This window comes from Pseudomonas sp. R1-43-08 (assembly GCF_003852255.1).
GTDB lineage: Bacteria > Pseudomonadota > Gammaproteobacteria > Pseudomonadales > Pseudomonadaceae > Aquipseudomonas.
The window spans coordinates 4,848,439-4,860,605 of record NZ_CP027734.1 but is presented as its reverse complement, the minus strand read 5'-3'; the positions used below and the strand labels follow the sequence as shown (position 1 = coordinate 4,860,605).

13 protein-coding genes are annotated in these 12,167 nt (G+C 61.4%); 7 read left to right on the top strand and 6 right to left on the bottom strand.

The features are described 5' to 3' along the window. The first annotated feature begins 11 nt into the window (after positions 1-11). From C4J87_RS22275 to C4J87_RS22265, 3 genes are read left to right on the top strand one after another with little or no spacing between them, the layout of a single operon-like run. On the top strand, positions 12-581 hold the full coding sequence (locus C4J87_RS22275) for a GNAT family N-acetyltransferase (protein ID WP_124368445.1): 570 nt from the start codon (positions 12-14) through the stop codon (positions 579-581). 38 nt (positions 582-619) lie between these two features. After that, on the top strand, positions 620-1,489 hold the full coding sequence (gene tesB, locus C4J87_RS22270; protein WP_124364513.1) for an acyl-CoA thioesterase II: 870 nt from the start codon (positions 620-622) through the stop codon (positions 1,487-1,489). After that, the gene (locus C4J87_RS22265) at positions 1,486-2,073 is read left to right on the top strand and encodes an HAD family hydrolase (protein ID WP_124368444.1); all 588 of its coding nucleotides are present in this window, start codon (positions 1,486-1,488) and stop codon (positions 2,071-2,073) included. Before tesB ends, C4J87_RS22265 begins: the two co-directional genes overlap by 4 nt. Before the next feature lie 317 nt (positions 2,074-2,390). On the opposite strand, the gene C4J87_RS22260 is transcribed toward C4J87_RS22265, so the two are convergent. Genes C4J87_RS22260 through C4J87_RS22250 form a run of 3 tightly spaced genes read right to left on the bottom strand, consistent with a single transcriptional unit; the run spans position 2,391 to position 4,725 of the window. Beyond that, positions 2,391-3,365: an alpha/beta hydrolase gene (locus C4J87_RS22260; RefSeq protein WP_124368443.1), complete on the bottom strand. Its 975-nt coding sequence runs from the start codon at positions 3,363-3,365 to the stop codon at positions 2,391-2,393. Beyond that, positions 3,366-4,256, bottom strand: coding sequence for a neutral zinc metallopeptidase (locus C4J87_RS22255; RefSeq protein ID WP_124368442.1), 891 nt, complete (start codon positions 4,254-4,256; stop codon positions 3,366-3,368). A gap of 55 nt (positions 4,257-4,311) precedes the next feature. Continuing rightward, positions 4,312-4,725: a lipoprotein gene (locus tag C4J87_RS22250; RefSeq protein WP_124368441.1), complete on the bottom strand. Its 414-nt coding sequence runs from the start codon at positions 4,723-4,725 to the stop codon at positions 4,312-4,314. Positions 4,726-4,911: 186 nt separating this feature from the next. On the opposite strand from C4J87_RS22250, the gene C4J87_RS22245 reads away from it, so the two are divergent. Beyond that, the gene (locus C4J87_RS22245; RefSeq protein ID WP_065935812.1) at positions 4,912-5,790 is read left to right on the top strand and encodes a DMT family transporter; all 879 of its coding nucleotides are present in this window, start codon (positions 4,912-4,914) and stop codon (positions 5,788-5,790) included. On the opposite strand, the gene C4J87_RS22240 is transcribed toward C4J87_RS22245, so the two are convergent. Then, positions 5,791-7,125: an MFS transporter gene (locus C4J87_RS22240; RefSeq protein WP_124364508.1), complete on the bottom strand. Its 1,335-nt coding sequence runs from the start codon at positions 7,123-7,125 to the stop codon at positions 5,791-5,793. A gap of 210 nt (positions 7,126-7,335) precedes the next feature. On the opposite strand from C4J87_RS22240, the gene quiC reads away from it, so the two are divergent. Next, positions 7,336-9,234: a 3-dehydroshikimate dehydratase QuiC gene (gene quiC, locus C4J87_RS22235; RefSeq protein ID WP_124368440.1), complete on the top strand. Its 1,899-nt coding sequence runs from the start codon at positions 7,336-7,338 to the stop codon at positions 9,232-9,234. A 74-nt stretch (positions 9,235-9,308) separates the two neighbouring features. Further along, positions 9,309-9,974, top strand: a complete 666-nt coding sequence (locus tag C4J87_RS22230; RefSeq protein ID WP_124364506.1) for a TetR/AcrR family transcriptional regulator — start codon at positions 9,309-9,311, stop codon at positions 9,972-9,974. Positions 9,975-10,037: 63 nt separating this feature from the next. Here the strand turns inward: C4J87_RS22230 and C4J87_RS22225 are convergent, their stop codons facing one another. Beyond that, positions 10,038-10,886: a shikimate dehydrogenase gene (locus C4J87_RS22225; RefSeq protein ID WP_124368439.1), complete on the bottom strand. Its 849-nt coding sequence runs from the start codon at positions 10,884-10,886 to the stop codon at positions 10,038-10,040. Then, positions 10,886-11,332 carry a type II 3-dehydroquinate dehydratase gene (gene aroQ, locus C4J87_RS22220; RefSeq protein ID WP_124364504.1) on the bottom strand — a complete coding sequence of 149 codons (447 nt, stop codon included), beginning with the start codon at positions 11,330-11,332 and terminating at the stop codon, positions 10,886-10,888. The genes C4J87_RS22225 and aroQ overlap by 1 nt, the downstream gene beginning before the upstream one ends. A 363-nt stretch (positions 11,333-11,695) precedes the next feature. Between aroQ and C4J87_RS22210 the strand changes: the two genes are divergently transcribed. After that, entirely contained in the window at positions 11,696-12,163 is a 468-nt protein-coding gene (locus C4J87_RS22210; protein WP_124368438.1) for a DUF2442 domain-containing protein, read from the top strand. The last annotated feature ends 4 nt before the right edge of the window (positions 12,164-12,167 follow it).

Genomic DNA, 12,167 nt, shown 5'->3' with positions numbered 1-12,167 from the left:
AAGGGGGCCCCATGGAGCCGATACTGGAATTGGAAAGCGCACGGCTGATCATGCGCCAATGGCGTGACAGCGACCTGCTGGACTTTGCGCAGATGTGCGCCGACCCGCAGGTGATGCGTTATTTCCCGGCTAAATTGAGCCACCTGGAAAGCGCTGCACTGATTGGCCGGATACGCGGCCACTTCGCCGAATATGGTTTTGGCTTTTGGGCTTTGCAGCGCAAGGATACCGGTGAATTCATCGGCCTCACCGGGCTGCAGAACGTCAGTTTTGAAGCGAATTTCACCCCGGCGGTGGAAATCGGCTGGCGTCTGGCCCGCGAGCACTGGGGCCTGGGTTACGCCAGCGAGGCGGCTTGGACCGCATTGCGCTGTGGTTTCGATCGCTTGAGCCTGGATGAGGTCGTCGCCTTCACCACTGAGGCCAATCTGCCATCACAAAAAGTCATGCAGGCCATCGGTATGCATTACGATCCGCAGGCAGATTTCGAACACCCCAAAGTCGCAGCCGATGACCCGCTGCGTCCGCATGTTTTATACCGCATCACCCGCGCCCAATGGTTGGACACGCTGCACGGATAAGCAGCCCGGAATGCCCTATCGAGTTTAGGAGTTGCTCTATGAGCCAAGTATTGGAAGATCTGGTGGACTTGCTGACCCTGGAGCCGATCGAGGAAAACCTCTTTCGCGGCCGCAGCCAGGACCTGGGTTTTCGCCAATTGTTCGGTGGCCAGGTGCTTGGCCAGTCGCTGTCAGCGGCCAGCCAGACCGTCGAAGAAGCGCGCCACGTGCATTCCCTGCACGGTTATTTCCTGCGTCCAGGCGACGCCGCGTTGCCGGTGGTGTATTCGGTGGACCGCGTGCGCGACGGCGGCAGTTTCAGCACGCGCCGCGTCACCGCGATCCAGAAGGGCCACCCGATTTTCACCTGCACCACCTCGTTCCAGTACGACGAAGCAGGTTTCGAACACCAGACCACCATGCCCGTGGTGGTCGGCCCTGAGAACCTGCCGTCGGAGCTGGAGCTGACTCAGCAGCGTGCGCACCTGATCCCCGAGCATATGCGCGACAAACTGCTGTGCCCCAAGCCCATCGAAGTGCGCCCGGTGACCGAAAAAGACCCGTTCAACCCGCAGCCGTCCGACCCGGTCAAGTACGTGTGGTTTCGTGCCGACGGCGCCCTGGCCGATGCGCCGGCGTTGCATAAATACCTGTTGGCCTACGCCTCGGACTTCGGCCTGTTGACCACCTCGCTGCTGCCCCATGGCAAGACCGTGTGGCACAAAGACATGCAGGTCGCCAGCCTCGACCACGCGCTGTGGTTTCACGCTGATCTGCGCGCCGATGATTGGTTGCTGTATGCCATGGACAGCCCATGGGCCGGCAATTCCCGAGGATTTTCCCGGGGCAGCGTGTACAACCGCGCCGGGCAACTGGTGGCGTCGGTGACCCAGGAAGGCTTGATTCGTCATCGCAAGGACTGGGCATGAGCCTGGCCGACGTCCGGCATTGGGTGTTTGACATGGACGGCACTCTCACGGTGGCCGTGCATGATTTTGCGGCCATCCGGGCGGCGCTGGAGATTCCTGCTGAAGACGATATTCTCACGCACCTTGCCGCATTGCCGGCGGATATCGCGGCGGCCAAGCATGCCTGGTTGCTGGAACACGAGCGCGAACTGGCGCTGGGTTCAGTCGCCGCCGCGGGCGCGGTGGAACTGGTGCGCGAGCTGGCCGGGCGCGGTTATCGCCTGGGAATTTTGACGCGTAATGCGCAGGAACTGGCGCATGTCACTCTGGCAGCGATTGGCCTGGCGGACTGTTTTGCCGCCGAGGACGTGCTGGGGCGCGAGGACGCACCGCCCAAGCCGGATCCGGGCGGCCTGTTGAAGCTGGCGGCGGCCTGGGATGTCACACCGAGCGAGATGGTGATGGTTGGCGATTACCGCTTCGACCTGGATTGCGGCCGGGCGGCCGGGACGCGGACGGTGCTGGTTAATTTGCCGCAGAACCCGTGGCCGGAGTTGGCGGATTGGCATGCCGAGGATTGTGCGGTATTGCGCCAGATGATCTAGCCCAGGCAATGAAGATCAACTGTGGGAGGGACGGTGCGACGATTCGACTTGCTCCCGATAGCGGTCTGTCAGTTAAAGAATTGCTGGCTGTTGCACCGCAATCGGGAGCAAGCCCCCTCCCACATTTTGAACCGGTTTCTTCAGTCAATCCTGGGGAAACAGGGCTCTCTGGCCCTCGGGCGCCGGATGATCCAGCCCAAACGCCGCCAGTCCAATGTGGGAGGGGGCTTGCTCCCGATAGCGGTCTGTCAGTTAAAGAATTGCTGGCTGTTACACCGCAATCGGGGGACTCCCACATTTTTATCCGGTTTCGGCAGTTATTGCGCGAACAGGACTTTCTGGCCCTCGGGCGAGGTAAACATTTTATCCCCGTCATGCCCCACTCCCGGTACTTCTACCAGCCTGTGACCCAACTGCGGATGCCGCTGCTTGAGGGCGTCAAAATAGTTGTGCCCGCGAATCAGCCGATACGCACCTTGGGTTTCGGCTTCGCAGCTTTTGTCCAGCGCCGGGTGGTTGGGGTCGGTGTCTTGTTGGCCCAGCAGGTACGTGACATCGCGTGAAACATAAGCCTGCTCCAGTTGCTCGGCGCCCTGGCCCTTGGCGTAGTCCGGTACACCTTGCATGCCGTACTTCCAGTCGTTGAAATCAGGGCAACCGGCCGTTTCGAACTTCACCGGGCGTTGTGGGCTGAAGTAGGCGTAGGACGATGGGTTGGCCACCACATACCGCAGGCGGATGCCTTCGGTCTGCAGCATTGGGTGAGCGTGGCCGGTGACCGCGAAGCGCTGTACCACCTGGCCGCCACCGGAATGCCCGGCGACGACGATTTCTTTCAGATGCGGGAACAGTGCGCGGTTGCCCAGGTGTTGGATGATCTGGTCGAGGGCGCCAAAAGAGCTGACCGCGCCCGGACCGATTGACGGCGCGCCGGCCATCCAGTCATTGCCCTTCCAGCGCAGCACCTGGTCATCCAGGTGGTGACGTTCAACGTCCGACTGGTTGAGAAACTGCGGCGCAATCACCAGCACGGTACCGCCAGCCCCGGCATGGGCCGCGGCATCGATCCCGCTTTTCAGATAGGTCTGCGCATTGCGCAGGCGGCCGTGCACGATAATCAGCGCGCGGGTGACCTCCGGCAGCGGCTGGCGCCAATCCTGGCTCAAGCCCAGGCTGAGCTCGCCCGCATCCACATGAAAACGCTCAGGGCTGACCAGGTTGACGCCGTGTTCGGCAGCCAACGCTGAACAGGACATCAACCACGCCAGCAGCCAGCCCACGCGTTTATGCATTTAAAGACTCTTGGCCGTAAAGGTGTCGCATTGGGAGATCTGGCCCTGAGCGAAGCCGGTCTTGAACCAGCGCACGCGCTGAGCCGACGTGCCGTGGGTAAACGAGTCCGGCACCACGCGCCCTTGACCCTGCTGCTGCAGGCGGTCGTCGCCAATGGCGTTGGCGGCATTCAGTGCTTCTTCGATATCGCCGGGTTCCAGCCAATTCAGGCGCTTTTGCGCGCGGTTGGCCCAGACGCCGGCAAAGCAGTCGGCTTGCAGCTCCTGGCGGACCAGCAGGCCGCCGTCGCCTTGCATCGGCCGACCCTGCTGGCGTGCGGCCTGGATCTTGGACGAGATGCCAAGCAGGGTTTGTACGTGATGCCCGACTTCGTGGGCGATCACATACGCCTGGGCGAAATCGCCGGCGGCCTGGAAGCGTTGCGACATTTCACGGAAGAAATCCAGGTCCAGGTACACCTGCTGGTCAGCCGGGCAGTAGAACGGGCCGCTGGCCGAGGTGGCGCCCCCGCAGGCTGAGTTCACCCGGCCACGGAACAGGATCAGTTTCGGGTTCTTGTAGGCTAGGCCGTTCTCCTGGAACACCTGGCCCCAGGTGTCTTCGGTATCGCCCAGCACCGCGCGCACGAAGTCGGCCTGCTCGTCGTTGGCCGGCGGAGCCTGACGCGATTGCGTGCTGACCGACGGCGCCTGCTCCATCTGGCCGGTCAATTGGCCGAGGATCTGCATCGGGTCCTGGCCGGTGAGCCAGCCGATGCCGACGATCAGCACGATAGCGGTCAGGCTCAGGCCCTTGCCGCCACCGAAGCGCATCCCGCCACCGCCGCCACCGCCGCTGTCATCGCGGGCATCCACCACGTTGTCGCTGCGTCGGCCTTTTTTCCATAGCATGGGGCAATCCTCTTGTTAACGGTCCGGCAAAAATATGGATGGAGTATGGTCGTAGTTAGCGGCAATAGCCTTCGCCGCTGGCGACAATCAGGCAGTCTTTTTTATCGGCCAGCCATTTCAAGCCAGTGGCTGCGCCATCCCCGGCGCGCAGCACCTGCGGGCCGTCCGGGCGGGTAAAGGCGATGCCATCATCGGTTGCCTGGCCTTTGAACGTGCCGGACGCATCGGCATCCAGGCCATATTGCATGGTCAGAAGGTAGTGGCCGCGGCCGATGCTGTCGTCCTTGGCGATGTTCAGGTTCAAGCCTTCGACGCCGATCCACTTGCCCACCCATTTATCGGTGGGTGGCGTTTCGGGTACCAGGGTCGCCTGCACGGACGCGGGGGCGGGCTTGGGGGCTTCTTTCGGCGTTTTATCGCAGGCAGAGAGCAGGGCGAGGGCAGACAGGGCAAACAGGATTTTTTTCATAGCGGCAGGGCCTTGATTAATAAGTGTGCAACGCCGGGGCGCGCGTGCTGGGTTGGACTCAAATCCACTGATTTAGTGCGCTGTTCGCCCGGTGTTTGGTTATGCTCTTGGGGCAGACGCCTGCCCGGCTGCTAGATTACTTCGGTTGAGTGCCACCGTGTTCAGCTCGCCACACAAGAGAATTCAATGACTGTCAGTACCCCGCTTTCCGGCGTCAACCATCCCTTCAAAGGCATCCTGCTGATTGTGCTGGCGACGTTCCTGTTCTCCAGCCACGACGCTCTATCCAAATACCTGGCCGGGTTCTACCCGATCGTGATGGTGGTGTGGGCGCGGTACATGGTGCACACCTTGCTGATGGCCGGGATCTTCCTGCCGCAATCGGGCCTGCGCGTGCTGCGCAGCAAGCGGCCGGGGATGCAGGTGGTGCGGGCGTTGTGCTTGTTGGGCACCAGCCTGTTCTTCACCACGGCGCTGCATTACATCCCGTTGGCGGAAGCCACGGCGGTGAACTTCCTTGCGCCGATCCTGGTGACCGCGCTCTCGGTGCCCCTGCTCGGCGAGCACGTCACGCGTGGCCAATGGCTGGCGGTGATCTGCGGGTTTGTCGGCGTGGTGATCATTATCCATCCGGGCGGTGAGCTGTTCACCCCGGCGGTGCTGCTGCCACTGTGCTCGGCGCTGTTCTTCTGCTTCTACCAACTGCTCACGCGCATCCTCAGCCAATACGACAGCCCCACCACCAGCAACTTCTTCGCCGGCCTGTGCAACACCCTGGTGATGAGTGCGATGGTGCCGTTCTTCTGGCAGGTACCGACCCTGTGGCATGGGGTGATGATGCTGGCGCTGGGCACCTGCGGGATGACCGCGCACTTGATGCTCACCCAGGCGTTCCGCTTCGCGGCGCCGGCCTTGCTGGCGCCGTTCGGCTATTGCCAGATCGTGTTTGCGGGGTTGTTGGGTTGGCTGGTGTTCAGCCACACCCCCGACATGACCACGGTGGTCGGTATCGGGGTGATCTGCATGAGCGGCTTGGCCGCTGCCTGGCAGCAGCGGCGGCGTTGATTACACCTCTACCGTAGGAATCTTGCGCGGCGCCATGAAGTACATCCACACCAGTGCGATGAAATACATCGCCGGAATCAGGGTGAACAACAGCGTGTAGTTGTTGTTGGTCACGGTCAGGATATGGCCGACGATCTGGGTCATGAACATGCCGCCGATGGCCGCGCACATGCCGCCGAAGCCGAACACCGTGCTCATCATGTGCTTGGGCGTGTAGTCCATCACCAGGCTCCAGATGTTGGCGGTCCAGGCCTGGTGCGCGCCGATGGCCAGGGAGATGGCGAACACCGCGACCCACAATTGGCTGGAGCCGGCCGCCATGATCACGCCGACGATGCAGCAGGCGAACAAGAACATCGACAGCAGCCGCGCCTTGATCGAGTTCATCCCGCGACCGATCAGGAACGAGGACAGAATGCCGCCGCCCACGCTGCCGAAGTCGGCGGTGAGGTAGATGATGATCAGCGGGATGCCCATCTGCGTCACGTTGATGCCCAGGTTGTATTGCTGGTTCAGGAATGGCGGCAGCCAGTACAGGTAGAACCAGAACACCGGCGCGGTCAGCGAGTACGCCAGCGCGAAGGCCCAAGTGCCGCGCATGCGCAGGATGCGGCTGAACGGTACGCGGGGTTGTTCCGGCTCGACTTCCTGTTGCACGTAGTCCAATTCGGATTGTTTAACGGTGGGATGCTCTTCCGGGTTGTAGTACTTCAAGCCCCACAACACCAGCCAGATACCCCCGAGCGCCGACATGCACAGGAACGCCGCCTGCCAGCCCCACACGTGCAGGATCAACGGCAGCAGCATGGGCGTCATCATCGCGCCGACGTTGGTGCCGGCGTTGAAGATGCCGGTCGCCACCGCGCGCTCGCCGGCCGGGAACCACAGGCGCGTGGTTTTCACGCACGCCGGGTAGTTGGCGGCCTCGGTCAGCCCGAGGATAAACCGGCAGACCATGAAGCCGACGGCCGAGGTAGCCAGGCCGTGGGCGCCGGTGGCCAGGCTCCACAGCAGCACCGCGCAGAAAAACACGCGCTTGACGCCTACCCGGTCGATCAAGCGGCCCTGCAGCACAAAGCCGATGGCGTAGCCGACCTGGAACCAGAAGTTGATGTTGGCGTAATCCATCGCCGTCCAGCTCATTTCCTTGGCCAGAATCGGTTGCATCACGCCCAGGGCGGCGCGGTCGATGTAGTTGAGGGTGGTGGCGAAGAACACCAGGGCCAGCATGCCCCAGCGGGTTTTACCCACGGCCAGGGCGCCGCGGATCTTGTCGCCGATGCCGGCGTGCGGGGTGCCGGGGCGCGCGGCCAGGGCGGAGTTTTGCAGAGGCATGAGGTCGTACCCGTTTTTGAAATTTTTATGGTGTGATCTGGGTCTTGGTGCAAGGTCGATGGTGCGCAGTGGTTAAAAAGTCGTCAATTCGCCAAAGGGGCATAGTGTTCGATAATCGCACCAAAAACTAACCGGTTCGTACATTTTAATTGCCGCGTGTAGGCTGTGGGCGAATAATTTGCCATAAACAACAATTGCCGGGAGTGACCCATGCAACGTTCCATCGCTACCGTGTCGTTGAGCGGCACCCTGCCGGAAAAGCTCGAAGCCATTGCCGCCGCCGGGTTTGATGGCGTTGAGATTTTTGAAAACGACCTGCTGTACTACGACGGCAGCCCCCGTGAAGTCAGGCAGATGTGCGCCGACTTGGGCATTGCCATCACCCTGTTCCAGCCGTTTCGAGACTTCGAGGGCTGCCGCCGTGATCGTCTGGCGCGCAACCTCGAGCGTGCCGAGCGCAAATTCGATCTGATGCAGGAGCTGGGCACCGACCTGGTGCTGGTGTGCAGCAACGCCTCGGCCGATTGCGTGGGCGATGAGCGCATCCTGCTGGACGACCTCAGCCTGCTGGCCGAACACGCGGGCCGTCGTGGCTTGCGAATCGGCTATGAAGCGCTGGCCTGGGGCAAGCATGTGAACACCTGGCAGCAGGTATGGAACCTGGTGCGCCAGGTGGATCATCCCAGCCTGGGTGTGCTGCTCGACAGTTTCCACACCTTGTCGCTCAAGGGCGACCCAAGTGCCATCGCCGAGATCCCCGGCGACAAAATCTTCTTCGTGCAAATGGCCGACGCGCCGATCCTGGCCATGGATGTGCTGGAGTGGAGCCGGCATTTTCGCTGCTTCCCCGGCCAAGGTGAGTTCGACCTGGCTGGGTTTCTCGCGCCGATCATCAAGAGTGGCTACACCGGGCCGTTGTCCCTGGAGATTTTCAACGACGGCTTTCGCGCCGCACCGACCCGGGCCAACGCGGCAGATGGTTTGCGCTCGTTGCTGTACCTGGAAGAGAAAACCCGCCAGCGCCTGGCGGCGGAACAACCCGCCGCGCCGCTGGATATCCTGTTCGAGACCCCGGCGGCCAGCGAGTACGACGGCATCGAATTCCTCGAATTTGCGGTGGATGAAAGCCTCGGCGCGAAGCTGACCCATTGGTTGGAACGCCTGGGCTTCGCCAAGGCCGGCCAGCATCGTTCCAAGAACGTGAGCCTGTTGCGCCAGGGCGATATCAACCTGATCCTCAATTGCGAACCCTATTCCTTTGCCCACAACTTTTTCGAGGCCCATGGCCCGTCGCTGTGCGCCACGGCGATTCGGGTCAAGGACAGCGCCAAGGCGTTGGAGCGGGCGGTGGCCTACAAGGGCCAGCCCTATCGCGGCCTGGTCGGGCCCAATGAGCTGGAGTTGGCGGCCGTACGCGCGCCGGATGGCAGCTTGATTTACCTGGTGGACCAAAGCGAAGGCGGGCTATACGACACCGATTTCAACCTGCAACCCGTCACCGCCAGCGGCGGCTTGCTGCGCATCGACCATATGGCCATGGCCCTGCCGGCCGATAGCCTCGACAGCTGGGTGCTGTTCTACAAAAGCTTGCTGGATTTTGAAGCTGATGACGAAGTGGTGCTGCCCGACCCTTACGGCCTGGTCAAAAGCCGCGCACTGCGCAGCCGCTGCAGTTCGATTCGCCTGCCGCTGAATATTTCCGAGAACCGCAATACGGCGATTTCCCACGCGCTTTCGAGCTATCGCGGCTCGGGCGTGCACCACATTGCCTTCGATTGCGCGGATATTTTCGCCGAGGTGCGCCGGGCCAAGGAGGCCGGGGTGCCGCTGTTGGATATCCCGCTCAACTACTACGACGATTTGGCTGCACGCTTTGATTTCGACGATGAGTTCCTCAGCGAGCTGGCGTACTACAACGTGCTGTACGACCGCGACGCCCAGGGCGGTGAGCTGTTTCATGTCTACACCGAAGCCTTCGAGGGCCGGTTTTTCTTCGAGATCATCCAGCGCAAGAACGGCTATGCCGGTTATGGCGCGGCCAACGTGGCGGTGCGTTTGGCGGCGATGGCCAAGTCGCGCAGCGGTGCGGTGCGTCAGGCGCGTTTATAACGGTGGGGAGGTGCTTCCTTCGGGGAGCGCCTCGGCCCATAATCGGGCCTGCATAAAAACGCCGTGAGCGCACCATGACCCTGACTCCCGACCTCTCTGCCGTGTCAGACGCACCGCGCAAGAGTCGCAAGAACAATCCGGAAAAGACCCGCGAGAATATTCTCCAGGAAGCCATTGTCGAGTTCGTTCAGCAGGGCCTGTCCGGCGCCCGCGTGGACGCCATCGCCGAGCGCATCCACACCTCCAAGCGCATGATCTATTACTACTTCGGCAGCAAGGAACAGCTCTACGTCGAGGTGCTGGAGAAGCTCTACGGCGATATTCGCAACACCGAAACGCGCATGAACCTCACGGCCCTGGAACCGCGCGAAGCGATCCGCCGGCTGGTGGAGTTCACCTTCGACCACCATGACCAGAACGTGGATTTCGTGCGCATTGTCAGCATCGAAAATATCCACAACGCCGAGTACGTAAAGCGCACCAGTACGATCAAGGACATGAACAGCAAAATCCTCGAGGGGCTCGGTGAGACCCTGCGTCGCGGCGCTGAAATGGGGCTGTTTCGCGAAGGGTTGGAGCCGCTGGATGTGCACCTGTTGATCAACTCGTTCAGTTTTTACCGTGTCTCCAACCGGCATACCTTTAGTGAGATTTTTCAGATTGAACTGTCGGACGAGGCGATCAAGCAGCGGCACCGGGAGATGATCTGCGAGTCGGTGTTGCGTTATCTGCAAGCTTGAATGCACCGAGTGACCATTGTGGGAGGGGGCAAGCCCCCTCCCACATTGAACTGTGTTTTTCAGTCAGCTGTTCATGCTCTGGAAGTGCGTCAGCATCCGGTCTGCATCCGCCGCCTCGCCACTGAACAACTCAAACGCCTTCACCGCCTGAAACACCGCCATATTGCCGCCATCCAACGTGCGGCAACCCAAGGCGCGTGCGTCGCGCAGCAACTCGGTTTCCAATGGGAAATACACGATTTCCGCCACCCACAGCCCTGCATGTAATAACGCAGCGGGCACCGGTGTGCCGGGCAGCTTGGCCATGCCCATTGGTGTGGTGTTGACCAGGCCGTCCGCCTCCGCCATGGCGTTGGTCAAGTCGCCGCCGACCTGGGCACGACCGTTGCCAAAACGCCGGGCGAGGTTATCCACAAGCTCGCGGGCGCGGAGGCTGTCCAGGTCAAAAATGCTCAGCTGTTCAACGCCCTCGGCCAGCAGCGCGTGCGCCACCGCCGCGCCTGCACCGCCGGCGCCCATCTGCACCACGCGCTGGCGCGGCACGTCATTCAAGTTGCGTCGGAAACCCTCAGCAAACCCCAGGCAATCGGTGTTATGGCCGATGCGCTTGCCGTCCTTGAATACCACGGTGTTGACCGCGCCAATGCCCTTTGCCTCGTCGGACAATTCATCGAGCAACGGCAGGACCGCCTGCTTGCACGGATAGGTAATGTTCAAGCCGGTGAAGTGCATCTGCTCGGCGGCACGTAGCAGTTCGGGCAGGGCGTGGCTGTCCAGGCGCAGCGCTTCCAGGTCGATCAGGCGATACAGGTAGCGCAGGCCCTGGGCGTCACCTTCCTGTTCATGCAGGGCGGGCGTGCGGGAGGCCTGGATGCCGGCGCCGATCAGGCCGGCGAGAACGCGGGGTTTCATCAGGCGCATCCTTTCAACGAGTGGCTGAAATGTTCCAGGGCCAAGTGGTAGCCATGGCTGCCAAACCCGGCCAGCACTGCCTTGGCGATGGGCGAGACAAAGGAGTGATGACGAAACGCCTCACGGGCATGCACGTTCGACAAATGCACCTCGATCACCGGCACCTCGCTAGCCACCAGCGCATCGCGAATCGCCACCGAGGTGTGAGTCCAGGCCGCCGGGTTGATCACGATCCCGGCGCAACGGGCGCGGGCGGCGTGGATCCAGTCGAGCAGTTCACCCTCGTGATTGGTCTGGCGAAACTCGATGGTCAGCCCGAGCTTTTCCGCGCTGCGCCCGCACAGGGCGGCGATATCGGCCAGGGTTTCGTGGCCATAGGTGGCAGGCTCGCGGGTACCGAGCAGGTTGAGATTGGGGCCGTTGAGCACCAGCACGATGGGTGGCATAGAGGTCTCCGCAGTTCTTATTGGTTGTGCGGATAAAATGTACTGGATGGTTAGTTTGGTCAAATGAAGTCGCTGAATCTGTTCGATTATCGAACCGTTAATCAGCTGGGCAGCTTCTGCTGAGGTATTACGCAGGATCGTTCGTCGTTACTAATCCTTGAAGCAACTTCGTGAGCATGTAATCGGTTGCCGGGTGACACGGAAAAATTGTTACCTGGCGGAAAATAACCTAACGGCTGGGTTACGATGAAAATAGATGCTTCAGCGGGGTGTTTATGTGATTGCACGTGCCCGGCACGATGTCGTAGGGCAAAAAACAATTTTGAGCCTGGTCAGGGCACCGGGGTCTGTGGAGATTGAATTATGAAAAAAATCGTAAAAGCCAAAGTCAAACCCTATGTGCCTCTCAGCGATGCCGACGTTGACAAGGCAATCGTCCGTGGGCGCAAGCTGAAGCGTCTGTATGCCAACGCCAGCAACGTGCGCTATCAAGACGACTGCATCTCCATTGGCTTCAGCGATGGCAGCCGTATCATGTTGCCGGTGGCCGGTCTGCCGGAGTTCGAGAAGTTTTCCCAGCAGGACTTCCAGCAATTGGAGGTCGGTTTCGGCGGCAAGGCGCTTTGCTGTGAGGCCCAGGACCTGGACGTTTCGATCACTGGCCTTATCGCCACAAGCCAGCCTCTGATGGACCTCGCTACAAGCCTGGTAGCCTCCCGAAACGGTCGCAAACGCAGCGCCGCCAAATCGGCCGCCGCCCGGGCCAATGGCAAGAAGGGCGGCCGGCCGCGCAAGGAAGTGCTGGAACCCGGCGACTCGACGGACACATGAATTT

Coding starts and splice junctions, on each gene's coding strand:
- C4J87_RS22240 (WP_124364508.1), bottom strand. CDS start 7,125: ATGCCTCTGCAAAACTCCGCCCTGGCCGCGCGCCCCGGCACCCCGCAC.
- tesB (WP_124364513.1), top strand. CDS start 620: ATGAGCCAAGTATTGGAAGATCTGGTGGACTTGCTGACCCTGGAGCCG.
- C4J87_RS22260 (WP_124368443.1), bottom strand. CDS start 3,365: ATGCATAAACGCGTGGGCTGGCTGCTGGCGTGGTTGATGTCCTGTTCA.
- C4J87_RS22275 (WP_124368445.1), top strand. CDS start 12: ATGGAGCCGATACTGGAATTGGAAAGCGCACGGCTGATCATGCGCCAA.
- C4J87_RS22245 (WP_065935812.1), top strand. CDS start 4,912: ATGACTGTCAGTACCCCGCTTTCCGGCGTCAACCATCCCTTCAAAGGC.
- C4J87_RS22265 (WP_124368444.1), top strand. CDS start 1,486: ATGAGCCTGGCCGACGTCCGGCATTGGGTGTTTGACATGGACGGCACT.
- aroQ (WP_124364504.1), bottom strand. CDS start 11,332: ATGCCACCCATCGTGCTGGTGCTCAACGGCCCCAATCTCAACCTGCTC.
- C4J87_RS22210 (WP_124368438.1), top strand. CDS start 11,696: ATGAAAAAAATCGTAAAAGCCAAAGTCAAACCCTATGTGCCTCTCAGC.
- C4J87_RS22255 (WP_124368442.1), bottom strand. CDS start 4,256: ATGCTATGGAAAAAAGGCCGACGCAGCGACAACGTGGTGGATGCCCGC.
- C4J87_RS22225 (WP_124368439.1), bottom strand. CDS start 10,886: ATGAAACCCCGCGTTCTCGCCGGCCTGATCGGCGCCGGCATCCAGGCC.
- C4J87_RS22250 (WP_124368441.1), bottom strand. CDS start 4,725: ATGAAAAAAATCCTGTTTGCCCTGTCTGCCCTCGCCCTGCTCTCTGCC.
- C4J87_RS22230 (WP_124364506.1), top strand. CDS start 9,309: ATGACCCTGACTCCCGACCTCTCTGCCGTGTCAGACGCACCGCGCAAG.
- quiC (WP_124368440.1), top strand. CDS start 7,336: ATGCAACGTTCCATCGCTACCGTGTCGTTGAGCGGCACCCTGCCGGAA.